At 44.5% G+C, this 23,919-nt stretch carries 23 protein-coding genes; 8 read left to right on the top strand and 15 right to left on the bottom strand.

The features are described from left to right. Positions 1–303: 303 nt before the first annotated feature. Entirely contained in the window at positions 304–1,149 is an 846-nt protein-coding gene (gene nadC / locus C8R11_RS14805) for a carboxylating nicotinate-nucleotide diphosphorylase (protein ID WP_244907714.1), read from the bottom strand. A 154-nt stretch (positions 1,150–1,303) separates the two neighbouring features. Here nadC and C8R11_RS14800 point away from each other — a divergent pair, with 154 nt between their 5' ends. Further along, positions 1,304–2,779 (top strand): FMN-binding glutamate synthase family protein, encoded by a 1,476-nt coding sequence (locus tag C8R11_RS14800; RefSeq protein ID WP_107796372.1) that lies wholly within the window; start codon positions 1,304–1,306, stop codon positions 2,777–2,779. Between the two features lie 67 nt (positions 2,780–2,846). Here C8R11_RS14800 and C8R11_RS14795 read toward each other — a convergent pair whose 3' ends face one another. The 8 genes from C8R11_RS14795 to C8R11_RS14760 form a co-directional block, all read right to left on the bottom strand. Next, positions 2,847–3,602 (bottom strand): ABC transporter permease, encoded by a 756-nt coding sequence (locus tag C8R11_RS14795; RefSeq protein ID WP_107796371.1) that lies wholly within the window; start codon positions 3,600–3,602, stop codon positions 2,847–2,849. After that, positions 3,602–4,516, bottom strand: a complete 915-nt coding sequence (locus C8R11_RS14790) for an ABC transporter ATP-binding protein (protein ID WP_107796370.1) — start codon at positions 4,514–4,516, stop codon at positions 3,602–3,604. The genes C8R11_RS14795 and C8R11_RS14790 overlap by 1 nt, the downstream gene beginning before the upstream one ends. Positions 4,517–4,550: 34 nt before the next feature. Next, positions 4,551–4,856: an STAS domain-containing protein gene (locus C8R11_RS14785; RefSeq protein ID WP_107796369.1), complete on the bottom strand. Its 306-nt coding sequence runs from the start codon at positions 4,854–4,856 to the stop codon at positions 4,551–4,553. A 44-nt stretch (positions 4,857–4,900) separates the two neighbouring features. Next, positions 4,901–5,515 carry an MlaC/ttg2D family ABC transporter substrate-binding protein gene (locus tag C8R11_RS14780; protein WP_107796368.1) on the bottom strand — a complete coding sequence of 205 codons (615 nt, stop codon included), beginning with the start codon at positions 5,513–5,515 and terminating at the stop codon, positions 4,901–4,903. Between the two features lie 74 nt (positions 5,516–5,589). Beyond that, entirely contained in the window at positions 5,590–6,057 is a 468-nt protein-coding gene (gene mlaD / locus C8R11_RS14775; RefSeq protein WP_107796367.1) for an outer membrane lipid asymmetry maintenance protein MlaD, read from the bottom strand. A 4-nt stretch (positions 6,058–6,061) separates the two neighbouring features. After that, the gene (gene mlaE, locus C8R11_RS14770) at positions 6,062–6,865 is read right to left on the bottom strand and encodes a lipid asymmetry maintenance ABC transporter permease subunit MlaE (protein ID WP_244907713.1); all 804 of its coding nucleotides are present in this window, start codon (positions 6,863–6,865) and stop codon (positions 6,062–6,064) included. Further along, entirely contained in the window at positions 6,858–7,670 is an 813-nt protein-coding gene (locus C8R11_RS14765; protein WP_107796366.1) for an ABC transporter ATP-binding protein, read from the bottom strand. Before C8R11_RS14765 ends, mlaE begins: the two co-directional genes overlap by 8 nt. A 106-nt stretch (positions 7,671–7,776) precedes the next feature. After that, positions 7,777–9,213 (bottom strand): alanine/glycine:cation symporter family protein, encoded by a 1,437-nt coding sequence (locus tag C8R11_RS14760; protein WP_107796365.1) that lies wholly within the window; start codon positions 9,211–9,213, stop codon positions 7,777–7,779. A 403-nt stretch (positions 9,214–9,616) separates the two neighbouring features. On the opposite strand from C8R11_RS14760, the gene C8R11_RS14755 reads away from it, so the two are divergent. Further along, entirely contained in the window at positions 9,617–10,459 is an 843-nt protein-coding gene (locus C8R11_RS14755; RefSeq protein WP_107796364.1) for a thermonuclease family protein, read from the top strand. Positions 10,460–10,516: 57 nt separating this feature from the next. Here C8R11_RS14755 and C8R11_RS14750 read toward each other — a convergent pair whose 3' ends face one another. The 4 genes from C8R11_RS14750 to sdhC form a co-directional block, all read right to left on the bottom strand. Then, entirely contained in the window at positions 10,517–11,200 is a 684-nt protein-coding gene (locus C8R11_RS14750; protein WP_107796363.1) for a TIGR04211 family SH3 domain-containing protein, read from the bottom strand. 72 nt (positions 11,201–11,272) lie between these two features. Further along, the gene (sdhA, locus tag C8R11_RS14745) at positions 11,273–13,036 is read right to left on the bottom strand and encodes a succinate dehydrogenase flavoprotein subunit (RefSeq protein WP_107796362.1); all 1,764 of its coding nucleotides are present in this window, start codon (positions 13,034–13,036) and stop codon (positions 11,273–11,275) included. Between the two features lies 1 nt (position 13,037). Next, a complete protein-coding gene (gene sdhD, locus C8R11_RS14740) occupies positions 13,038–13,391 on the bottom strand; it encodes a succinate dehydrogenase, hydrophobic membrane anchor protein (protein ID WP_107796361.1) in 354 nt (117 codons plus the stop codon). Next, the gene (sdhC, locus tag C8R11_RS14735) at positions 13,385–13,774 is read right to left on the bottom strand and encodes a succinate dehydrogenase, cytochrome b556 subunit (RefSeq protein ID WP_107796360.1); all 390 of its coding nucleotides are present in this window, start codon (positions 13,772–13,774) and stop codon (positions 13,385–13,387) included. The genes sdhD and sdhC overlap by 7 nt, the downstream gene beginning before the upstream one ends. A gap of 355 nt (positions 13,775–14,129) precedes the next feature. Here sdhC and C8R11_RS14730 point away from each other — a divergent pair, with 355 nt between their 5' ends. The 6 genes from C8R11_RS14730 (at position 14,130) to C8R11_RS14705 (ending at position 21,254) form a co-directional block, all read left to right on the top strand. Beyond that, a complete protein-coding gene (locus tag C8R11_RS14730) occupies positions 14,130–16,112 on the top strand; it encodes a GumC family protein (RefSeq protein WP_107796359.1) in 1,983 nt (660 codons plus the stop codon). Positions 16,113–16,365: 253 nt separating this feature from the next. Continuing rightward, positions 16,366–16,569 carry a sulfur carrier protein ThiS gene (gene thiS, locus C8R11_RS14725; protein WP_090698058.1) on the top strand — a complete coding sequence of 68 codons (204 nt, stop codon included), beginning with the start codon at positions 16,366–16,368 and terminating at the stop codon, positions 16,567–16,569. Between the two features lie 168 nt (positions 16,570–16,737). Then, positions 16,738–17,544, top strand: a complete 807-nt coding sequence (locus C8R11_RS14720) for a thiazole synthase (RefSeq protein WP_107796358.1) — start codon at positions 16,738–16,740, stop codon at positions 17,542–17,544. Positions 17,545–17,555: 11 nt separating this feature from the next. Beyond that, entirely contained in the window at positions 17,556–18,251 is a 696-nt protein-coding gene (gene trmB, locus C8R11_RS14715; RefSeq protein ID WP_425320590.1) for a tRNA (guanosine(46)-N7)-methyltransferase TrmB, read from the top strand. Between the two features lie 333 nt (positions 18,252–18,584). After that, the gene (locus C8R11_RS14710; protein ID WP_107796357.1) at positions 18,585–19,607 is read left to right on the top strand and encodes an extracellular solute-binding protein; all 1,023 of its coding nucleotides are present in this window, start codon (positions 18,585–18,587) and stop codon (positions 19,605–19,607) included. Positions 19,608–19,697: 90 nt separating this feature from the next. Beyond that, a complete protein-coding gene (locus C8R11_RS14705) occupies positions 19,698–21,254 on the top strand; it encodes an ABC transporter permease (RefSeq protein WP_181258278.1) in 1,557 nt (518 codons plus the stop codon). 184 nt (positions 21,255–21,438) lie between these two features. Here the strand turns inward: C8R11_RS14705 and C8R11_RS17030 are convergent, their stop codons facing one another. Together C8R11_RS17030 and C8R11_RS14695 are read right to left on the bottom strand one after the other, a co-directional pair. After that, complete coding sequence (locus tag C8R11_RS17030) at positions 21,439–21,561, bottom strand: hypothetical protein (protein ID WP_280523911.1); 123 nt, start codon at positions 21,559–21,561, stop codon at positions 21,439–21,441. Positions 21,562–22,157: 596 nt separating this feature from the next. Next, positions 22,158–22,835 (bottom strand): N-acyl amino acid synthase FeeM domain-containing protein, encoded by a 678-nt coding sequence (locus tag C8R11_RS14695; protein ID WP_146159125.1) that lies wholly within the window; start codon positions 22,833–22,835, stop codon positions 22,158–22,160. Between the last annotated feature and the right edge of the window lie 1,084 nt (positions 22,836–23,919).

Raw genomic sequence — 23,919 nt, 5'->3', positions numbered from 1 at the left:
TTCTGCCTTCAACAATTTTAGCAATTATATCAACGGTGAGTTGAGCTTTAGAATCCATCACAATCATCCTCAACATGCCTCCAGTATTCAAAAAAAGAACACTAACAAACATGTAAAAAAGAGACCGACAGTTTCCCTTGGTAATTAGCGATTACGACAGAATCGCCTGGTAATTAAGATACGACAAAGTCGCTTGGTGTTAACAGACTGAGCTGTAAAAGTTTAGATTTATTCTGGCACAGTATTTTGGACTAATTAAATCTGCTTCAGTTGTCATTGTTCCTCCCAGGCAAAACTGGCATATCACACAAACCGCATCGACAAGTCCACGGCCTGTATATTTTTTGTCAGCCCGCCAATTGAAATCCTGTCCACGCCGGTCCCGGCAATTCGGCGCACATTTTCCAAACCGATATTGCCGGAAGCTTCCAGGATAATTTTCCGGTCTGACATCTGACTGTGTTTTCTAGTGATGGCGACCGCTTCATTGAGCTGATCAACGGCAAAGTTATCCAGCAAAATCATGGCGGCACCAGCATCCAGCGCCATATGTAATTGCGTGATGGACTCCACCTCGATCTGGATAAAAACGCCTCCTGGCGCAATCGTTTGCGCCTGTTTGAGCGTTTGTGCTATTCCGCCTGCAGCGGCGATATGATTTTCCTTGATCAGAATGCCGTCATACAAGCCGATGCGATGATTGACGCCGCCACCACACTGGACAGCATATTTTTGTGCCAGGCGCAAACCGGGTAATGTCTTGCGTGTATCGACAATCACTGCATCGGTTCCAACGATGGCATCGACATAACGTCTGGTCTGCGTGGCCACCGCCGACAGCATCTGCAGAAAATTAAGTGCGGAACGTTCCGCAGTCAATAGCGTACGTGCCTGCCCCGTGATTTCACAGAGCGTCTGTTGCGCTGCGATCGTATCGCCATCCCGGACATGCCAGCGCATTTGAATATCCGGCGCCAATGTCTTAAAACACAGTTCAAACCATTGCGTGCCGCATAATACAGCCGTTTCCCTACTCATCACATTGGCTGTCAGCGTCTGTTGTTCCGGGATTAGCAAGGCGGTCAGATCGCCCGTGCCGATATCCTCACGCAGCGCAATGCGCACATTATTTTCAATTTCATCAAGCAAAATAACGGTATCCTCTCAACATGATATTCTTACTACTAAAATGATAGTATACCTAAATCCATATTTTGAGATGGCAACTCAGCGAAGCGCTTAATGAATGAAAAATTCAGAACAAACAAGATAACATATAAAATCTATCTTCACAGGAGGCGCTATGTCTAACACAATGGATTTGCTGATTCAGAGTCTGTTTACGGTAATGGTTCTGGTCATTATTGCGTTAATCGTTTTTTGGTTTATTCAGGATGTCACCCAGAAAAAACATTCTGTGTTGCGTAATTACCCGGTTATAGGGCGGTTGCGTTATTTCTTTGAACAACAGGGAAAATATTTTCGTCAATACTTCTTCTCAAATGACAGGGATGAAATGCCTTTTAACCGGGCAACCCGCAACTGGATTTACCGGCATTCCAAAGACAAAGGCGGCGTGGTCGGTTTTGGCTCCACCAACGATTTACGCGAGCCAGGTTCGATTATTTTCGTCAACGCCGCATTCCCTATATTAGAGGAGGACCAGCTGCCGCCCCCACCAATGCTCATAGGAGAAGGATACGCCAAATATCCATTTGTCGCCAAGTCGATAATCAATATCAGCGGCATGAGTTATGGTGCGATTTCAAAACCTGCGGTGCGGGCACTCTCACTGGGCGCCGTCAATGCCGGCTGCTGGCTCAATAGCGGTGAAGGAGGACTCGCCTCCTATCATCTGGAAGGCAAATGTGACGTCATCATGCAAATCGGTACCGCCAAATATGGCATTCGCGATGAGCGGGGCAATCTTTCGCCCCAACGTGCAAAGGCACTGGGAGAAGTCGTCAAGGCATTTGAAATCAAACTTTCCCAGGGTGCAAAACCCGGCAAGGGCGGTTTATTACCTGGCGACAAAATTACTGAAGATATCGCCGCAATCCGCGGCATACCGGCCTTCCGGGATTCAATCAGCCCGAATCGACACAAAGACATTGACAACATTGACGAATTGCTTGAGAAAATCAATTATCTACGCGAATTGACAGGACGCCCTGTTGGCATCAAAACAGCGATCGGCGGCTGGCATTTTATTAATGAACTCTGTGACTGCATCGTAAGCAAGGGGCTGGATTACGCACCCGACTTTATTTCCATTGATGGCGGTGAAGGCGGCAGCGGCGCCGCACCGCAGACATTACTGGATTATGTCAGTCTGCCCATTTCAGAAGCATTACCCCGTGTCGTCGATTCACTCATTGAATCCAACCTGAAAGACCGCATTCGCGTCGTCGCAGCGGGCAAGCTCGTCACCGCAGCACATGGCGCCTGGGCGCTCTGCGCAGGTGCGGATTTTGTCAATACCGCGCGTGGATTCATGTTCTCACTCGGCTGCATTCAGGCGATGCGTTGCCATAAGAATACATGCCCAACCGGTGTAACAACGCACAACCCACGCTTGCAGAACGGTCTCGTAGTTGAGGAAAAAAGTGTACGCGTCACCAATTACGCCAGAAATTTTAACAAAGAAGTCAATATGATAGCGCACTCATGCGGATTACGTCATGCCAGGGAATTCAAACGCGAACATGTCCGTATTGTGGAAACAGCCGGTAAAAGCATTGCTATGAATATGCTTTATCCATATCCAGAAGGAAAATAAAAAAAACTGCGCGGCAGCATGGCTGATGCCAATCAAAGCACCTTGTACAAACCACCAGAAAACAACATCAGTGCCGCAATTTATAGCCGGTCCTGAGTATCTGTATCGCCAGATACGATACTGCCAGAAAACATACGCTGACGATCACCAGACTCACATAAGGTGAAATATCCGATACACCAAAAAATCCGTAACGAAATCCGTCGATCATATAAAAGAAAGGATTCAGGTGAGACAAATATTGCCAGGCAGGTGGCAGTGAATGAATTGAATAAAACACGCCGGATAAGAACGTCAGAGGCATGATAAGGAAATTCTGGAATGCCGCCAGCTGATCAAATTTGTCCGCCCAAATGCCTGCAATGACGCCTAAGGCGCCCAACAATGCACTGCCCATCACGGCATACATAATGATCCAGACCGGCCAAAATAACGGGATGTCAAAAAACAGCCATGTCACCAGATATACACCGATACCTACCAGCAACCCACGCACCACGGAAGCCAGTATATAAGCCATGAAAATTTCGCGATAAGTCAGTGGAGACAGCAGCACAAAAACAATATTGCCGCTGATTTTTGATTGAATCATGCTCGACGATGCATTGGCAAACGCATTTTGCATCACCGCCATCATTACCAGACCGGGAATCAGAAATGCCGTGTATGAAACACCCTGATACACTTCCACACGCGTTTCAAGCACATGAAAAAAAATCAGCAAGTAAAGCAAGGTGGACACGATAGGTGCCAGTACCGTTTGGAAACCCACTTTCCAGAAGCGCAGCAGTTCCTTGTAAAGTAAAGTCAGAAAACCGGTCATTACATTTCAGGTATCGAGTTTTTCATCATACTCACAAACACATCTTCAAGGTCAGGCTGTAACAGCTGCATTTCCAGAATCTGAATATTCTCTTCTCGCAACCGTGCAAGTATCAATTCGATTTGTGCATGCGCATCGATTTTCAGTTCATAAAATCCATTGTGGTTAGCGATTTGTTTATCCTGCAAAATCGATGGCAGGCTATCCGGTTGCAATCTCAAACGCAGCGAATAACCGACTGTCATGTTATTGATCAGATCCTGCATACTGTTCAAAGCAATAATTTTTCCCTGTTTCAGCATGGCAACCCGGTTACAGAGTGCTTCTGCTTCCTCTAAATAGTGTGTAGTCAATACGATGGTATGCCCTTCAATATTCAACTGTTTGATAAAATCCCAAAGCGATTGCCGCAATTCGACATCCACCCCTGCTGTCGGTTCATCCAGAATGATAACAGGCGGTTTGTGTACCAGCGCCTGTGCTACCATGACACGCCGCTTCATGCCACCGGACAGTGCGCGCATGTTAACATCCGCCTTATCTGTCAGACCAAGCCGGTCAATAATTTCATCAATCCAGGACGCGCTATTAGAAATGCCGTAATAGCCCGATTGAATTTTCAAGGTTTCACGCACGGTAAAAAATGGATCAAAAACGAGTTCTTGAGGCACCACACCCAACTGTTTCCGGGCTTGCCGATATTGGTTAATCACATGATTGCCCATGACATGAATCGAGCCGCTATCGGTAATTGCTAATCCGGCAATGGTATTGATCAATGTTGTTTTACCGGCGCCATTCGGACCCAGTAACGCGAAAAACTCTCCCGCCTCTATTTTCAGATCAACATGATCCAGTGCACAAAGAGAACCATAGTATTTACATACTTGATGGACTTCTATGGCTACAGACATTCAATAAATAATTCAAATGAAATAAAAAGCGGAATCAACTTTCCGGCTTTGATGGGTTTGATAAAGGTGTAATGATGTCGTTGACACCGTAGAGTTGAATCAAACTTTCAATGCTTGCGGGTAAACGGATAAATTCAAGATGACAATTTTTTTTATTGGCCTCGCGCAACCACTCAAACAACATGCTGATAACGGTGGAATCGACTTCGGTCACCTGCTGCAAATCAACCAGCATATGCGCATGATCAAGCAACGCAATTCCCTCTTGTGTCAAGGCGGTCACGTTATTGACGGTGACAGCACCTTGAACGACAAGGGTATTTCCTTCGCAGCGAATCATTCCAAATAATGAGTGTTTAATTCAACAGGAAAAAACATCACTGATTACTTACCTTCCAGCGAACGATTTTTATCCGACAGGGTTTTGATGAGCCCGTCAACGCCGCCCTTGCGTATCTGGCTATTAAAGGAACCGCGATAGTTTGTCACCAGACTGACACCGGCAACCGTAACATCATAAACTTTCCAACCATCCGGCCCTTTTTCCATGCTGTAATCTATCGGTACTGGTTGTTTACCGCTGCCTTGTATGACCATTAATCTCACCGTCGCATCGACACTATCGCCCAGTTCCTTAATTGGATCCACTTTTACCGTCTCATTTCGATAACTCGTCAATGCATTTGAATAAGTTCTGACCAGCAAAGTTCGAAACTGGTCAACCAGTGTATTCTGCTGTTCAGGTGCTGCCGAAGACCAATGCTTGCCCATCGCCAAACGCGTCATACGCGTAAAATTAAAATGCGGCAGAATTTTATCTTCGATCAGATCCAACATTCTTTCCTTGTCATCACCTATTCTTTCATCTTTACCGATAATTTCAAGCACTTCTTGAACGGTTTTATCAACCAGCCGATCCGGCCTCATCTCCATCGACCACGCCGGGAACACAAACAAGAAAGCAACCAGAAATGTCACTACACCAAGAAATCTTTTCATTGTTCCCTCACAATTTCATTCAATATTCGATTTAACATACAAAGTTTAAACAATCGGAATTTTAAGCTATTTGATTAAAAATCGTCATCTTCCGAAGCCTTATCAAACATGAAACGTCCGATCATTTCCTCCAACACCATGGCAGAATTGGTTTTCATAATTGTATCACCTGCCTTGAGCATCATTTCATCGCCCCCTGCATCCAGCCCGATATACTGTTCTCCCAATAAACCGGCCGTCAAAATACTGGCAAAAGTATCTTTAGGGAATTGATAACGACTGTCAATATTCATGGTAACGATTGCATCGTAACTTTGAGTACTGAATTGAATATCGGTAACACGCCCAATGACCACACCTGAGCTTTTTACAGGTGCCCGGGTCTTGAGTCCCCCTATATTGTCAAAATTTCCTTTGATGACATAGCTGTCCGAGACGCCATAAGTGTTCAGATTACCCACCTTCAGGCTCAAAATCATTAACGCACCAATTCCTATCACCACAAACAGTCCTACCCATAAATCCAAAGTAGCTCGTTGCATTTACCTAAAGTCCTCTAAACATGAAAGCTGTCAGGATAAAATCAAGTCCCAGTATCACCAATGACGAGGTTACAACAGTGCGCGTTGTTGCGCCTGAAACACCTTCCGCTGTAGGAGGCGAATCATACCCTTCAAACACAGCAATCGCCGTCACTGCGACGCCAAAAAAACAACTTTTAATAAATCCATTCAGAATATCGATTCTGAAATCGACATTACTCTGCATTTGCGACCAAAAAGACCCTTCATCAACACCAATAAACAGAACCGTCACCAGATAACCGCCAAACACGCCCATCACCGAAAATATAGCCGCCAGCAAAGGCATGGAAATGACACCCGCCCAGAAACGCGGCGCTACTACGCGTGCGACCGGATCTACAGCCATCATTCCCATCGCCGTCAGTTGCTCGGTTGCTTTCATCAAGCCAATTTCGGCAGTGATGGCCGAACCTGCGCGACTGGCGAATAAGAGTGCGGCCACAACCGGCCCCAGTTCTCTTACCAGTGACAATGCCACCAGAGTACCAACAGCCGTTTCAGAACCATATTTCTGGAGAGTTTCATATCCTTGCAAGCCCAATACCATGCCGACAAATAATCCGGACACCACAATGATGATGAGCGATAAGACACCGGTATAATATAATTCGCGTATTACCAGACCAAAACGGCGCAGGCTGGTGCCTGACTTTAGCAACACCAGCAAAAAAAAGCGTGTGGCCCGGCCCAGTCGCCAGACAGCCTCAATGACACGGTGTCCGATACCCTGAATAACGGAAATAATTCGAGCAATCGGTTTAAGCAAGGGCCTTCTCCAAATTCAGATCCTGGAGATAAGCTTGTGCAGGATAATGAAAAGGCACCGGACCATCGATTTCACCATGTACAAACTGATGCACAAATGGTGCTTCGGATTCCTTCACGTCATCCGGTGTACCATGCGCGGCAATTACGCCATCCGCGATAAAATAAACATAGTCGACGATACTCAATGATTCCTGTACATCATGGGTAACAATAATCGATGTCATACCCAGCGCATCTGTCAAACGCCGAATCAAACCACCGATAACACTCAACGATATCGGATCCAGACCGGTAAAGGGTTCGTCAAACATCATCAGCATCGGATCCAGTGCGATGGATCGCGCCAATGCGACGCGACGCGCCATACCGCCCGACAATTCAGCTGGCATCAACTGATGTGCGCCACGCAACCCTACTGCATGTAATTTCATTAATACCAGGTCGCGTATCATGGATTCGGACAAATCCGTATGCTCGCGCATTTGAAAAGCCACATTGTCAAAAACAGACAAGTCTGTGAACAATGCACCGAATTGAAACAGCATGCCCATTTTCCGGCGCATCTTAAAAAGCGCATCGCGATTGAGTTCATGGATCACCTGTCCGGAAACCTTGACATAACCTGAAGATGGGCGCACAGCACCACCGATTAGTTTCAACAGCGTTGTTTTTCCCGATCCGCTACCGCCCATGATGGCAATCAATTGACCACGCCGCATGGTCATATTAACGCCTTTCAGGATTGTCCGCGTATCATATGAAAAATTCAAATCGTTGATTTCAATCAAGGTTTCAGATGCCATGTTCCAGTGGGAGAATATTGTTAATTGACTGTCGAATGGGCGTTGATTTTAATACAATTTCTTAATGCACATGTATTTTTATTTTGATTGCATACCATAAAAACTACTATTTTAATTTGATATTCTGCAGATATGTCCGGAGATCTTTTTTGATTTCAGGTGCCAGCATATACAATCCGATAATATTCGGTATTGCCATAGCAAAAACCATTGAATCGGTAAATAAAATGATATTGGATAACTGAGTCGCCGATCCGATGACAATAAATATGCAAAAGAAAACTTTGTAGATATTTTCAACAATATCATATTCGCCAAAAAGGTATGTCGCACATTTCAATCCATAATAAGACCATGAAATCATGGTTGAGTAAGCAAACAAGAAAACTGTAACTGACAATACATAGGGAAACCAGGAAATTCCAGAAGCAAACGCGCGCGATGTCAACTCAACACCTTCAATTCCACCACCTTCGACATAAGCTCCTGAAATAACGATAACCAGGGCCGTGACCATGCAAATAACCACGGTATCTATAAAAGGCCCCAGCATACCGACCATACCCTGACTGACCGGCACGTCTGTTTTCACCGCGCTATGCGCAATCGCCGACGACCCCAGCCCAGCCTCATTGGAAAAAGTAGCGCGCTGCACGCCCATTAATAAAGCACCCATCAATGCACCAATCCCCGCCTCCGGATAAAGCGCCATTTCAAAGATGGTTTGTATTGCTTCGGGGATTGCAGCGTAATGGACACCAATGACCACAAAACTCGCCACAATATAGGTAATCGCCATAACAGGCACAATGCTACTGGCAACTGCAGCAATCCATTTAATACCCCCTATAATCACCAGGCCTACGAGCAGTGCCATAAAAACGCCAAACAACCAGCCTCTTTCAGCCAGAAAACCGTTTTCACCGCCAGTCACAACCAAAGCCTGCTGGTAAGCCTGATTCGCCTGAAACAAGCCACCGGCTCCAATTGTGCCGCCGATACAGCACAAGGCAAACATCCCCGCCATGAACCTGCCAAGTCGAGGCTTGTGTAATTGATCGAAAGCTGCGCGCAAATAGTACATTGGGCCACCTGAAATCGCTTCCGGATGTCGCTTTGACCCATGCTGGCGGTATTTAACGCCCAATGTGACTTCAATGAATTTGGTCGACATACCAAGAATACCCATGACCGCCATCCAGAATGCCGCACCGGGGCCACCCACCGAAATCGCGACTGCCACACCGGCGATGTTACCCAATCCAACGGTTCCCGACAGCGAAGTCATCAACGCCTGAAATCGATTAATCTGTCCATCTGTAGTATGATCATCGAACTTACCGCGCAATACATTGACGCCGTGTACCAGACAGCGCACATTGACAAAACCAAAATAAGCCGTAAAAAAAAGCGCCGCGACAACCAGCCATACCAGCACCAACTTAATTTCGAGCCCTAATAGCGGAACGCTATAAAAAATAACAGACGAAACGGCGCTCGAAACAGGTTCAACGGCCGCATCAATTATCCTATCGATTTCCATCAGGTTGCAAACTCCTTTATCCGATCGCGCAACCGGTCAACATGTTCAAGCTGGTGTTGTTGACAATCAAAGTGACGACCCGATTGGTTAGACTGATTGGGTATTGACACATATTTTCATTAGATTACTTAAAGAATTTCTTGATGGCCAGAAAGTAACGCTGAAAAGCGTTCTTTACCAGAGCATGGCATTTTCTATTCAGCAATTAGAATGTATTAACTTGCCTGCAAACTTGACGATTCTAACACTAACTTTTCGCTTTAATTCATCACATTTTTTATAGTTCTCGCACACGTGCCCAAAAACTGACAATTGTGCCATATTTTTATTTTAAAAGCATTTTCATACCTGTCACATGGCATCAACATGTCATTTACCGTAGCATAGATCAATTGATAACAGCATGAATAATCCACATAAAAATTATTATCGTTTGTATCTGACAATCTTTTTTTGGTTAATCACGCAACCCGCTTTCAGTACTGAAATTTTTCGTAGCGAAGACGCAACAGGCAGCGTTACCTATTCAGACAAGGCCATTGATGGTGCCAGGCAAATCAAGCTTCCCAGCCGCGCCTATCGTCACCTGCATCAGGTAAAAAAAGTCTACGATGGTGATACGCTTATTCTGAAAAATGGACAGCGCGTTCGGTTGCTCGGTATCAACACACCTGAAATTGAAAGCCGCCACCGCGCCAAAGAACCTGGAGGATTAGCAGCTAAAGCGTGGCTGGAGAATCAGCTTGCTAACCGGAAAGTTTATCTGGAGTTTGACCTCGAAAAACATGACAAGTACAACCGCTTGCTTGCCCATGTTTTCTTGCCTGACGGCAAACATCTCAATCTTGAATTACTCAGAAACGGCCTTGGTTTTGTAAGCATCATTCCACCCAATCTACGGCATGCCGATCATTTCAGTCAGGCACAGAATCAGGCTGAGCAAAAGAACCTGGGAATATGGGCATTATCCGAATATCAGGCACACCCGCTTTCCCAAATATCCACCGATCATAAAGGCTGGCGGCGTTATATTGGAATCCCGAGAACAATCCAGCATAAACGCAGGTTTACCTATCTAATTTTCAATGATCAGGTCAACATACGCATCGCCAAAGACCACCACAGACACTTTCCTGAACTGGACACTTACCTGGGAAAAACACTGGAAGTACGCGGCTGGACATCCCGCAGAAACAAGAAATTTTCAATTCTGGTTCATCATCCCAGTGCCCTGATTCTACGCTGAGTGCAACCGTGGCAAGAACTGGATATTACAGGACAGCTCAGATAATCATCAAAACTGTTAAAAACTGCCGTAGCGGGAGCGTCTTTGCCAACTGATTTTGGGGATGATCAATCCTAACAGTAATCCACCCAGCAAAACCAGCGCACCAGTGATAAACCAGTCTTTTTCGTGACTGTCATTTAACCGGGTGTACTGTTCCTGCAACACTTCAAGCTGTGATTTTGCTTCAGTAAATTTCTGATGCAGTTGTTGATTTTCAGCATCTATCGCTAATACATTTGCAGATGCATTTTTGATTTCATTTAACTGATATTCCAGTTGTTTTTTATCCTGCTCGAGATCCCTAATACGGTCATTAGCATTGTCGTATTCTGTTTTAATTAAATCCATTTGGCTGCGTATGCTGCTGTTTTGAGGCGCGTTATTGGTTACTTGCTTGACCAGATTTTGCAACTGCGTCCTGGCGGCCGGCTCACGCATCAAGTACCGCGTTAACACCCACCCTTCAACGCCACTACTTGTCTGCACTTTCGAATAGCCACTCTCTTCATCTTGTTCCAATACTTCAAGCAATGTACCGCTTTTTACCATCCGCTGAATGGCATGGCTGCTGCTTGATCCGGTGCGTAGAGTAATTTCAAACTGGTCGGTCACATAACGCGTCTCAGCAATGGCATGGGTAAACATCAAAAGACTACAGAAAAAGAAAATCAAGAATAAAACGAAGCTGCTTTTTTTCATAACATTTATATACCAAACTGATAAAGATTAAACTAGTGCACCGAATGCCCATAACCAGGACAGACACAACGGCTAATAAGTTCTTTTTTTAGGGGGGAATGAATCAACTGAGAGTGGTTTCAGGCGTACCGGCTTGTAGTCCAAACGTTTGTCCGCGCTGAAAAACAACGTATGCTTCAACCAGTTGTCATCATCACGTTCAGGAAAATCATCTCGCGCATGCGCGCCACGGCTTTCACGCCTTGCTTCAGCAGAAATCATGGTTGCAATGGCTACTTCCTTCAGATTATCCAATTCCAGCGCCTCTATCCTTGCTGTATTAAACACTTTGCTCTTATCCTTGATTTCGGTAAGAGCAACACGGTCAGCCACTTCCTTAATCTTTTCCACACCTTGCTGCAAGGTATCCTCAAACCGGAAAACACCGCAGTGTGTCTGCATGGTCTTACTAAGTGCAGCCGTCACTTGTGCAACGTTTTCGCCATCGACTTGATTCTCCAGGCGACTAAGCCGGGCCATTGATTTATCTGCAGCATCGGCAGGCAACGGTTTATGGTGCGAATTTCTCTCCAGGTCTTCGATAATTTGATTAGCCGCTGCGCGGCCAAAAACCACGATATCCAGCAAGGAATTTGTTCCTAATCTATTAGCCCCATGCACGGAAACACATGCACATTCCCCCACCGCATAAAATCCTGTCACAATTTCTTCAGGCCCTGTTTTATAGGGCGCAACAACCTGACCATAATAATTAGTAGGAATACCGCCCATCATATAATGCACAGTAGGAACAACAGGGATCGGATCATGTATCGGATCGGCATCTGCAAATTTCATTGCCAACTCGCGAATTCCGGGCAGTCGAGACTTGATGATATCTGCACCCAGATGATCCAGCTTTAACAGCAAATGATCGTTATCATCCCCGCAACCGCGCCCGTCTTTAATCTCGATAGTCATCGCGCGCGCCACCACGTCACGACTGGCAAGGTCTTTTGCATTCGGGGCGTAGCGTTCCATAAAACGCTCACCATCTTTGTTAATCAGATAGCCACCTTCACCCCGCACCGCTTCGCTGATCAAAACACCCACACCATGTACACCGGTCGGATGAAACTGCCAGAATTCCATATCTTCGAGTGGAATTCCTGCACGCGCAGCCATACCCAACCCATCGCCGGTATTAATCAGTGCATTGGTACTGGCCTGAAAAACACGACCACCGCCACCAGTTGCAAACAACGTCGCTTTGGCCTGCAAAATCATCACATCGCCGGTTTCCATCTCCATCGCCGTGACGCCCAGCACATCACCATGCTCGTCACGTATCAGATCCAGGCCCATCCACTCTACAAAAAACTGTGTATTGGCGCCGACATTGCGCTGATAAAGCGTATGTAATAACGCATGACCGGTGCGATCCGCCGCTGCACAAGAACGAGTGGCCTGCGCACCACCAAAGTTTTGTGATTGCCCGCCAAACGGGCGTTGATAAATTTTACCGTTATCCAGTCGATCAAACGGCATGCCAAAATGCTCCAGTTCATACACTACCTCATTGGCCTGGCGGCACATAAATTCGATGGCATCCTGATCACCCAGATAATCAGAACCTTTCACCGTATCGTACATATGCCAGTGCCAGTTGTCCTCAGTTACATTGCCCAAGGACGCAGCGATACCCCCCTGCGCGGAAACAGTATGCGATCGTGTTGGAAACACCTTGGACAACACCGCCACCTTCAGCCCCGCTTCGGACAATTGCAATGCAGCACGCATGCCAGCCCCACCTGCGCCTACAATAACCACATCGAACTTTCTTTTTATGATTGACACATCAGCTCCATAGAATTTCAGCTGTCCATACCAGATAAACCAGCAGTGAAATAATCACCAGAATCTGCAATATCAAACGCGTAATTGCTGGCTTTACATAATCCATCAACACATTACGTACACCCACCCATGCATGCCAAAACAAGCAGGCAAAAAACAAGAAAGTAGCAATACGCATCCATTGATTATTGAAAACATTCGCCCATGCAGCATAATCCCGCGGTGCAACTATCCATATGATGGTCACAAGCAACAAAATATAAATCACCATCAGCACAGCTGTCACGCGTTGCGCCATCCAGTCTCTCAAGCCATAGTGTGCACCAGTTACAATACGGCCGCTTTGTTTCACCATAGAATGACTCCCATCGATAATGTCAGTAAAATACTGATTACCAGCACCCATTTACTGGTCGTGCGTGCCTGTTCAAGTGCAATGCCATAATGCATATCCAGCGCAAGATAACGTATACCTGCACAAAGATGATGCAGACAAAACCATGCAAAAAAGAGAAGCATCACCTTCATACCCGGACTTTGCAAAGTGGCCTGCAATGCCTCAAAGCTTTCCGGTGATCCAAGCATCATCTGCAGGCAAAAAAGCGTGACAGGAATACCCGGAAAAAAAAGCAACACGCCGCTGATACGGTGCATTATTGAAACTATTGCCGGCAATGGCTGGGTGATCTTTAATAAATTGAGATGCTTGGGGCGTTTATTCAAAAATTTCGCTGCCATGCATGAGACCTTAATGTTATAGATTCGAAAGCTGACTTAACACGCTAAACCGATATCAAGTTTAGTCTGTTATACTTCATGATACAAGTCAAAATATTGATTGCTGTTTTTGAAAAAAAGCAACTTTTTTCTTTTTAATAAAGGATGGGATTCGTAAATAGTTTATTTGTTGATTATCGCTTTAATTCATAATGTAAATAGCGGAGATATTCATATCGTTATTACATAATTTCTCCACAGTGGAGTAAGGTTAACTTAAATCAAGATTGGCCGTGGATAAACATGTTTAGTTCTTGCGTATCGCTGATTAAAAACAGATATTTATCTTATCTCATAATGCTTCATTAAATCGATTATGCACAGCCGCGCCCATCATGAATTAACTTCATCAGTCAATGAATATTGGCAACCCCCTCATTATGATCCGCAGCCATGGTTTAAATCACGTAGATTACTCATCTTCGCGGTCACGTTTCTAGTAAGCGCTGTAATCACACTGAGTTATGTTTTTTCCCGACCGGCAATTTATCTCAGTTATGCAACCCTGTTAACCGTAGCTAAAACCGCTATTGACTTACCAAGCAATGATGCTGATATTCAACATGTAGCCATACAAAAACAAATCTTATTGGGATCAGAATTATTAGCTGAAACATCAAAACGGTTAAAATCATCGGATAGCCATGGCGCTCAAATAGACTTGAGCGCAGCAGATATTCGCCATATGCTGGATGTCAGGCCGGTGACAGATACCAATTTGATTGAAATGATCGCCGAAGGACCCGACCCAACGCAGCTACCCCTGCTGATAAATACCTGGATTGACGTTTATTTAGACGCGAGAGCAGAAGAAGTATCGCGCTTATTGGGTAATACCACACATATTTTACAAAATGAACTTCATGGGTTGGCGAAAAAGATAACTACCAAACGCGTCGAGCTTGATCAATTCAGAAGAAATCACGATATCTCTTCTATAGAACGTGAAGAGAATGAAGCACTGGCGCGTCTTAAAGGACTGAATGAATCACTCAATGTAACCAGCGAGGAAGAAGTAAAAACAAAAGCGCGATTGGACGCAATCAACAGAGCGATTGAGAACGGACAAGCAGTAGTCCCACAAGAGGATACGCGAACACTCAGTTTACTTGAAGATCGGGCACAGCAATTGCGCGAAGAATTGGCTGATTTGAATCTACGCTATACCAAAGAGTATCTCGAGCTGTCACCCACATTGAAAGTCATCCCGGAACAGCTCGCATCCCTGGAAGGTGAGATCAAGCGCATGCGTCAAAGCGGCCAGACGATTGTTCAATCAGATGCACAACAAGAATATGCCGCTGCAAAACAGGCAGGCAGTGAATTACGCAAACAACTTGATGAGCATAAAAAAAAGGCAACCAAATTTTCAGCCCGATTCGCAGAACATGCAGCGTTGCAAGCCGACCTCGAAGGATTGGAAGCATTATATCGTGATACCCAGGATAGACTGGCTCAGGTTGAAGCCAGATATGCTGGAAAATATCCACAAGTTGATGTCATCGAACGCGCTTTTCTACCCAATGCTCCCATTCGCCCAGACTATTTTCTTGATGCCATCATTGCCATTACCGGCTCTATTTTATTCAGTTTGTTTTGTGTCTGGATAAGTGAATTCCTGACACGCAAGACACAACCCAAACCGATAATCAACCTGTCGGGTATTCATTTGCACAACAAGAATATGTCACCTGATTCTCTCGGAATTGCACAACAATCTGTCAATGCACTGCCACAGCAGAATCCTGTTCTGGGAAATCCTCCTCCGCAGGAATTATCCATGCAAAAAATTAACAAGCTGCTACAGCATGCCGGTAACAGAGAAAAACTGCTGATCGCGCTGTTGCTCAGCGGCGTTACACTGGAGGAAATCACGACGATAGCAAAAGAAAACATCGATTTGGAAAACGAGAAACTGATCATTAAAGGTCAATCGCCAAGAATCATACCACTCAATCCGGCATTAAAATCGCTCTTTGCAGAAACAACGTGTCGTTTAGTCAGCGCATCCGGAGAACCACTGTCATCAGAAGACCTCGCAGCTTTAATTACCTGCGCAAGTTTCGATGCAGACTTACCTGACGCCAATGAAATTAACGCTGATTCGCTTCGTCAGGCTTATATCATTTACCTGATCAAACAAAGCATTCGCCTTGCAGAACTTGAAAAAATTACCGGCTATATTCCTCCAAAAGAATTGTCCGGTTACAGTATTTATTCACCGCCAGGACCAAAGCGTGCTTATAAGGATATTGACTGGGTTTATCCTGAATTATTTAATATTGGTCCTACACACTAAAACCAACATTATTCTGCGCTTGCGTTACTTTTGATCCAACTCTTATATGATGAAATATCAATCGAGTAGATAGATAATGTGATAGTGTTTCACTGCAAAACCAGGCATAAACTTTTATTACAAAACGCGCATCATTTTTTTGTCAACAAATCCAGACAATTCACCATTACCACTGTCCGGTACTCACATGATAAAATGTTCCCTTTGTTGTAACCAATTGCTTTAATCGATTTACCCGATTCAAAATTTTTCAATGATACAGCTCACAATTAACGGCGAAACGCGCCAGTTTGACCAACCTATCACGATTACGCAGTTCATTAACCAAAACAATCTACAAGGCAAACGTATTGCCATCGAGCGAAATGGCGAAATTGTACCGCGCAGTCAATTTTCAGAACAATTGCTGACTGAAGGGGATCGACTCGAAGTTGTCGTGGCAGTAGGTGGCGGTTAGTTTTTGTAACTCAGCTTGTCATTCTGAGCAAAACGAGAGATCTTGAAACCCAAACACAAACGAGTGTATAAAAGATTTCTCCCGATAGCCGAATTGACAGCAAAACCAAACCACTTGCAAAACACCTGAAGCGTTATATAGTTTTAATTTAATCAATCACAGGATTTCATGGATAATCTCATCATTGCCGGCAAAACTTATCGCTCCAGGCTCTTAGTCGGCACGGGCAAATATAAAGACTTCACGGATACACGCGCAGCCATTGAAGCCAGTGGCGCAGAGATTGTAACGGTGGCCATCCGCCGCACCAACATCGGCCAGAATACCGAAGAACCCAATTTGCTTGACAGCGTACCACCGTCAAAGTACACCTTATTACCGAACACAGCGGGCTGCTATACCCTTGATGATGCCGTGCGGACGTTACGCCTGGCACGCGAATTACTTGACGGCCACAACCTGGTCAAGCTGGAGGTGCTAGGCGACCCCAGAACGCTTTACCCAAACATGGTCGAAACACTCAAGGCTGCAGAAATACTGGTCAAGGAAGGCTTTGATGTGATGGTTTACACTTCGGATGATCCCATCGCCGCCAGACAACTGGAAGAAATCGGCTGTGTCGCAATTATGCCTTTAGCTTCGCTGATTGGGTCCGGTATGGGCATATTAAATCCATGGAATCTACAGATCATTATTGATAACGCTAAAGTCCCTGTATTGGTAGACGCCGGTGTTGGCACCGCTTCTGATGCAGCGATTGCATTGGAACTGGGCTGCGATGGCGTTTTAATGAATACTGCGATTGCCGCAGCACAACATCCCATACTTATGGCTTCGGCCATGCGCAAAGCTGTGGAAGCCGGCCGTGAAGCTTACCTCGCCGGACGCATGACCAAGAAAATATACACCGCCAGTCCCAGCTCCCCCGTTGAAGGTGTCATCAACTCAGTCAGCACGATAAACACAAACTGTTAATTATTTCGTAAATGATGCATACCATACGCAGCTTTGTTCTGCGGCAGGGAAGAATCTCTAATGCGCAACGCCGTGCCTGCGAAACATTGCTGCCAAAATACGGCATCCCCTTTGACAAGAATCCGATAGATTTTGAAGTTGTTTTTGGTCGGCAAGCGCCCAGGATACTTGAAATCGGTTTCGGCATGGGTGATTCGACAGCGGCGATAGCACTGGCACACCCTGAACAGGACTATCTGGCTATTGAGGTTCATACACCCGGTGTTGGCAGTCTACTCAATCAGATCGAAGCAATGGGATTGACCAATATTCGCATTATTCAGTTTGATGCTGTGGCAGTTATGCAGCACATGCTGCTGCCAGAATGCCTGGATGGCGTACATATTTTCTTCCCAGACCCGTGGCCAAAGGCAAAACATCATAAGCGCCGCCTGATCCAACCGCCGTTTATCTCGCGTCTTTGTTCACACTTGAAGCAAGGCGCCTATCTGCATGTAGCAACGGACTGGGAAGAATACGCACAACAAATTCTGGAAGTGTTGACCAGAGAATCCCTTCTAAACAACATTTCAGCCGATTATGCCAGTCGCCCGAATTACCGACCGCTCACAAAATTTGAACAACGCGGCATTAAATTGGGACATACTGTTTGGGATTTGATCTTTCGGCGCAATCATATAACCGCTTACTCATCCGGAAACCGTTAACCGGCTGTTAGCCTGAATTTAATTGCACCAGTGCGCTTGATTTAAACCGATAACGCAATAGCTACAGAATTCCAGAGGATTCATTAAAAATACAGTTTGTGCTCATAAGTTTCGCCTACTGTTTTTTAACTTGCCGTGATTTGTATTAAAAGTACCATAGAATTACAGCATCTTCGGTTACGAGCACGCTCAATTCAAAACTGTGCTGCGTTTAAATTCCAGCGACTGACGCAACATTAACTCCCGAGCTGACTGATTGATAATTATTCCTACTCATAATATAGTTACACTCTTCATTAATTAATTGGCAATATCTTTTTCCCTGGAAACCACATGCGCATTCCAAGTTTTAATTTTCACATTATCATCACATCATTTCTGATCTCTCTTTTTGTTTTTATCTCAGGTCCGGTTAATGCCGAACAGGTAGTCGTTTACTCCGCAAGGATAGAACAGCTCATCAAACCAATGTTTGATGCATTTACTCAGAACACCGGCATCAAGGTCAAATACACAACAGATAAGGAAGGCGCCTTATTGGCGCGCCTGAAGGCGGAAGGCAAAAATACGCCGGCAGATATGTTGATAACCGCAGATGCCGGTAATCTATGGGCTGCAGCACAGACAGGATTATTAAGGCCTGTCGAATCTCAAGTACTCAAATCAAATATCCCGGAACATTTACGTGATCCGAATAATGAATGGTTTGGCCTGTCCATTCGTGCACGCACGATTATTTACAACACCAACAAAGTCGATCCCACAGATCTATCCACTTATGAAGATCTGGCAGACTCCAAATGGAAAAACAGACTTTGTCTGCGTACTTCAAAGAAAGTCTACAACCAGTCACTAGTGGCAATGATGATCGCCGAACACGGGGAAGCGAAGACAGAAGAAATTGTCAAAGGCTGGGTATCCAATCTAGCAACGGATCCGCTCTCTGACGACACACGCGCAATGGAATTTGTTGCCGCAGGAAAGTGTGATGTAACAATCGTCAATACTTATTATTATGGTCGGCTGATACAAAAAGATCCTAACTTACCGCTAGGTATTTTCTGGCCGAACCAGAGAAACGGCAGCGGCGTACATGTCAACATCTCGGGCGCCGGCTTGACACGTTACAGCAAGAATCCACAAGCCGCAGAACAGCTGCTGGAATTTTTATCGTCTATTCAGGCGCAAAAGTTATTTGCTGATGTCAACATGGAATATCCGGTGAATCCCAACATCTTGCCTGACCCAATTGTCGCAGACTGGGGTCGTTTTATTCAGAATAATATTAACCTTGCAAAAGCGGGCGAACTGCAAGCTCAGGCTGTCAAACTGATGGATCGCGCGGGCTATCAATAAAACACAGATGTATAAATGTTCAAGCGATAGTTCTATGATAGTGTGATTGCAAGCTGGCGTCTGATTCCCTTTTTAGCGGCAACACTGGTCATGATACCGGTCGGCGTTGTCGTATCATCTTTATTTGCGCCTGCCGGTGACATCTGGCTGCATCTTGTTGAAAACACCTTGCCGTTGTTACTGGCAAACACTTTCTGGCTTGCGCTGGGCGTCATGCTGGGAACAGGCTTATTGGGTGTCAGCCTTGCCTGGTTTACTGCTGTCTATGAATTCCCAGGACGCAGATTTTTTACTTGGGCCTTGTTATTACCACTGGCTATTCCAGCCTATGTCACAGCATTTGTAGCACTCGGATTGTTTGACTTCACCGGCCCCGTCCAAACAACGTTACGTACTTGGCTGGATTCTGATCTACTCTGGTTTCCGGATGTCCGTAGCCGGATGGGCGTTATTATTGTCATGACACTTGCGTTTTATCCCTATGTTTATTTACTTGCACGCAATGCATTCCTGAGCCAGGGAAAACGCTCTTTAGAGGTTGCGCAATCACTGGGTTTTACACGCCGCGCAGGCTTTTATAAAGTTGCGTTACCAATGGCCCGGCCTTGGATAGCCGGCGGCATCATGCTGGTATTAATGGAAACACTGGCGGATTTCGGAACGGTTGCGGTATTTAATTACGACACCTTTACAACTGCTATTTACAAGGCATGGTTCAGTCTTTTTTCGTTGTCAGCCGCTTCGCAGCTTGCTTCGCTGCTCATAATCATCGTTTTCATCCTGATTGTTCTAGAACAGCAATTTCGTGCGCGGATGCGTTATGCCGAAACCAAAAAAAGTCAACGCGCAAACCGTATTCAACTGTCCAGACATCACCAATACCTGGTTATCAGCTTTATCATAACGGTGTGGTTTTTTGCTTTTCTGCTGCCACTCATACAACTGGTCCACTGGGCTATACAATCCATGACAGCAGACTTTGATCTACAGCGATATCTCGAATTTCTCTGGCATTCGATATCGTTAGCGGGACTGGCGGCTTTAATCACCTGCATTGCAGTCACCATGATTGTTTATTCAGCACGCCGTTTTCCGGGAAAAACAATGCAATTTGCTATGCGCACAGCCACGATTGGCTACGCGTTACCCGGCGCCGTACTGGCTATTGGTATATTCGTACCACTTGCCTGGCTGGATGGCCAACTCAGTGATCTGATCTTGCAATTATTCCAGATCGAAACAGGCCTGTTGATCCAGGGCACCATCATCATCATGTTGCTGGCCTATATGATTCGCTTTATGGCAGTCAGCCATTACCCAATTCACGGGGCTATGGAACGCATTACCCCCAGTATTGAAGAAGCAGCCATGGGAATGGGAATGCACGGCTGGCACATGATTCGAAAAATCCATCTGCCTATTCTGAGATCCGGCATATTCACCGGGGCAGCACTGGTATTTGTCGATGTCATGAAAGAAATGCCCATTACCCTGATGACGCGTCCTTTTGGCTGGGATACACTGGCGGTTCGTGTTTTTGAAATGACGTCCGAAGGAGAATGGGAACAAGCCGCCATACCCGCAGTGACACTGATAATGGCCGGGTTACTGCCCATCCTGTTTTTCATGCGCAAAACCGAAGACTAAAGCCAAGACAAAATGACAAATTCCACTTTGCCATATTCATTGCTGTAAGACCGCATGCATTGAACAAAGTGAAACACCGCGCGCAGTTGATGCGTGGCCTTATATATTTTATGCTATCGGAAAATACTAAAAAATCCGTATGATTGCGAATTTTTTTGAGTCTTATAAGTATGACTACAATTGATTAATTATCATCGTCATCGGCATCTTTGCCTTTATGATCTTTCGGGAAATATTGAGCGCCTTTAATTCTGGAATTTGTGATTTTCGGCACATCATCCGTTGGATAGCCATCAAATTCCGGCATATTTTGATCGTTTGAAAGTTAAATTGAAAAATAAGCCCGCTTTGATGTGGTCCAATAGACCCGGACAACTCAGTTAAGCGTAAAGGTCTTTTTAACAGTGAGAGACTGAATAAAGTTACTAGAGATTAGTACTGAAAGAAAAAAAACCGAACGCAGTCAGTCGAGATCATATCAAGCCGATGGAAATAAACGTTAATCTGGTTAAGAATCAGATATTGAAGGCAACGGTCTTTATCATAAAAAGAGAAAATACGCTCAGTCGGCTCGGTTTGAAGTTGAAGCTGCAAAATCAGAAAAGTACCATAACTGAAATTTACGAAAACGAAATAGTTAACCCCCCCCATCCCTATCACCTCAATCGCTGGTTAGATTGATGGATAGATACACCACCAGTGTTAAGTAGCTGTTACTGAAACGCCCGACTCTTTACCAGGCTGTTGAAAAACGTTTTCAAGGAAGGTCACAATGCAGGCAAAAAGTAAAGTTTATGCAAATAATACATGAGCTATTTGAGCCTGTTATTAACGCCGCAGTGGCAACGCAGATAGTTTTTCAACAGTCCGTTAAGTCCGTGGTTTCTGTAGCAAGTATAGTATTCAGGAGACATTTATATTTGCTAGCGCAGAGGCATGCTTAGTAGCATAGTGATCAAGTTCCAAATGCAATAATATTGCAGGTGCATTGACTCGAGGACAGGTGCGCATTTCGCCAGACGCCTGGAAGCCGAAAACATGCTTATGGAAACCAGAATGACGCGGATTAACTTCGCAAAAGAAGTCAGTAGCATTTAAAACGTTACGTGCATAGAGAAATGTAACTTGAAACAGTGATGTAATCATTTCCTTTGAGGTATATTGCGGATCTAACGCAAACTTAGACAATTCACAAACCTTTTTCCCATTTTTCCGAAATAAATTAATTTCCTCACCATAAAGTTCGTCAGCGAGAAGACCGTTGGTTGAATCTTTTTTTAAAGTCACTGTCCCAATAATAATTTCCCCAACAAATGTAGCAAATGTAATTTGATCAGGGGTAGATGGGAATATTGTCGCATTTTTAGTCTGGTATCCACGTGAAGCATACATGCGTTTAATCAGCGTATTTGCTTTGATTCGATGCTTTAGAGAGTTGACAATATGTATACTGTAGCCATTACGATTCAAGTGATACGCTTGTTTTTCGCTGGTGTTATCTAGTGAGTCAAATGATGTAGTAAAAAGTGTCGGATTACTATTGCTAGTATAATTCTGGAGTGATTTATTAGTGTTCAGCATTCTATTAATTAGACCTACTAAGTAATTAGATTAAAAAAACGAAATGACAGGTTTAAATTACTTTAAACGGATACCCTTAAGAAATTAATTGCACGGTTTATAATCAATACAGCACTGTGACAGTGGATTCAAAAAAATACTTAAATTGTCTTAGCTGTGACTTTTCTCACCAAAGTAATAATCTCGTTGAAATATACTTATTTGCAAAAATACGGGTTAATTCGCTGTAACCACCCACCACAGTTATTAGTGATTCACTCTCTATTATAAGCAATTTACGTGCCATTTTTTTTATATATTTATAATCAATTGGTTATGAACTTTATTTGTTTACCCAAAAATTCTAACTGTCGTTTCCCAAACAAATTCTCAGCATATATATCTGTATATTATTGTTTATAAAGAACATTGCATGTCTCTAAAAGGAGACAGAGTGCCCTGATTAGCAATGTGGCTATAAAACAATTCTTACGCAGCAATCAGACCATCACAAGACCAGGCATTTCTTGCAGGAAAATGTGGAATTCAATCCATAATTTGCATTGATCTGACTCAACAGACTTTAACAGGTCGTTGAAAAAACATTTTTGAGTCAGGCAATGCAAGAAACAAAAACAGGCAACATAATTGCTGCGAGCAATTTTGAACGGTTAGAAGTGAAATCAGCCAAAAGGGGGAGACACATAAATGTGCCGAATAAAATGCGGATGAAACCAAGAAACCAACGCAAATGCGTTTGTCGGACAATTACAAAAATGGCAATTTTCAGGAAAAATACAATTTTAATTAATGTCTTTTTATTTTTATAATAATAATCATTATCCGATAGCTCCAAATATACCGGGGAGCTTACTTAAATCACATCAGATGGATAACAACGAACAAACAAAGTAAACTAAAACAGCAGGAACTCGAGAAAAGCCAAGGCAAAAAAATGAAAAAACGCCTCAGAGCCGAAATATATGGAAAAATTGTATTAGTTGTACTAGTGTGATTACCAAGGGAAACTGTCGGTCTAATTACCGAGCGACTTTGTCATAATCACTTTAGCAAGTCGTGCCTCATTCCACAATTACTTTTTTAT

The sequence above is a fragment of the Nitrosomonas aestuarii genome (assembly GCF_003046585.1).
GTDB classification, from domain to species: Bacteria; Pseudomonadota; Gammaproteobacteria; order Burkholderiales; family Nitrosomonadaceae; genus Nitrosomonas; species Nitrosomonas aestuarii.
Note: the sequence above shows the minus strand (reverse complement) of the source record. Positions and strands in the feature narration are given on the sequence as shown.

What these genes read in the sequence shown, in the direction of transcription:
- C8R11_RS14800 (WP_107796372.1), top strand. Translation starts at nt 1,304, where the DNA reads ATGTCTAACACAATGGATTTGCTGATTCAGAGTCTGTTTACGGTAATG.
- C8R11_RS14795 (WP_107796371.1), bottom strand. Translation starts at nt 3,602, where the DNA reads ATGACCGGTTTTCTGACTTTACTTTACAAGGAACTGCTGCGCTTCTGG.
- C8R11_RS14790 (WP_107796370.1), bottom strand. Translation starts at nt 4,516, where the DNA reads ATGTCTGTAGCCATAGAAGTCCATCAAGTATGTAAATACTATGGTTCT.
- C8R11_RS14785 (WP_107796369.1), bottom strand. Translation starts at nt 4,856, where the DNA reads ATGATTCGCTGCGAAGGAAATACCCTTGTCGTTCAAGGTGCTGTCACC.
- C8R11_RS14780 (WP_107796368.1), bottom strand. Translation starts at nt 5,515, where the DNA reads ATGAAAAGATTTCTTGGTGTAGTGACATTTCTGGTTGCTTTCTTGTTT.
- mlaD (WP_107796367.1), bottom strand. Translation starts at nt 6,057, where the DNA reads ATGCAACGAGCTACTTTGGATTTATGGGTAGGACTGTTTGTGGTGATA.
- C8R11_RS14765 (WP_107796366.1), bottom strand. Translation starts at nt 7,670, where the DNA reads ATGGCATCTGAAACCTTGATTGAAATCAACGATTTGAATTTTTCATAT.
- C8R11_RS14760 (WP_107796365.1), bottom strand. Translation starts at nt 9,213, where the DNA reads ATGGAAATCGATAGGATAATTGATGCGGCCGTTGAACCTGTTTCGAGC.
- C8R11_RS14755 (WP_107796364.1), top strand. Translation starts at nt 9,617, where the DNA reads ATGAATAATCCACATAAAAATTATTATCGTTTGTATCTGACAATCTTT.
- C8R11_RS14750 (WP_107796363.1), bottom strand. Translation starts at nt 11,200, where the DNA reads ATGAAAAAAAGCAGCTTCGTTTTATTCTTGATTTTCTTTTTCTGTAGT.
- sdhD (WP_107796361.1), bottom strand. Translation starts at nt 13,391, where the DNA reads ATGGTGAAACAAAGCGGCCGTATTGTAACTGGTGCACACTATGGCTTG.
- sdhC (WP_107796360.1), bottom strand. Translation starts at nt 13,774, where the DNA reads ATGGCAGCGAAATTTTTGAATAAACGCCCCAAGCATCTCAATTTATTA.
- C8R11_RS14730 (WP_107796359.1), top strand. Translation starts at nt 14,130, where the DNA reads ATGCACAGCCGCGCCCATCATGAATTAACTTCATCAGTCAATGAATAT.
- thiS (WP_090698058.1), top strand. Translation starts at nt 16,366, where the DNA reads ATGATACAGCTCACAATTAACGGCGAAACGCGCCAGTTTGACCAACCT.
- C8R11_RS14720 (WP_107796358.1), top strand. Translation starts at nt 16,738, where the DNA reads ATGGATAATCTCATCATTGCCGGCAAAACTTATCGCTCCAGGCTCTTA.
- trmB (WP_425320590.1), top strand. Translation starts at nt 17,556, where the DNA reads ATGATGCATACCATACGCAGCTTTGTTCTGCGGCAGGGAAGAATCTCT.
- C8R11_RS14710 (WP_107796357.1), top strand. Translation starts at nt 18,585, where the DNA reads ATGCGCATTCCAAGTTTTAATTTTCACATTATCATCACATCATTTCTG.
- C8R11_RS14705 (WP_181258278.1), top strand. Translation starts at nt 19,698, where the DNA reads ATGATACCGGTCGGCGTTGTCGTATCATCTTTATTTGCGCCTGCCGGT.
- C8R11_RS17030 (WP_280523911.1), bottom strand. Translation starts at nt 21,561, where the DNA reads ATGCCGGAATTTGATGGCTATCCAACGGATGATGTGCCGAAAATCACA.
- C8R11_RS14695 (WP_146159125.1), bottom strand. Translation starts at nt 22,835, where the DNA reads ATGCTGAACACTAATAAATCACTCCAGAATTATACTAGCAATAGTAAT.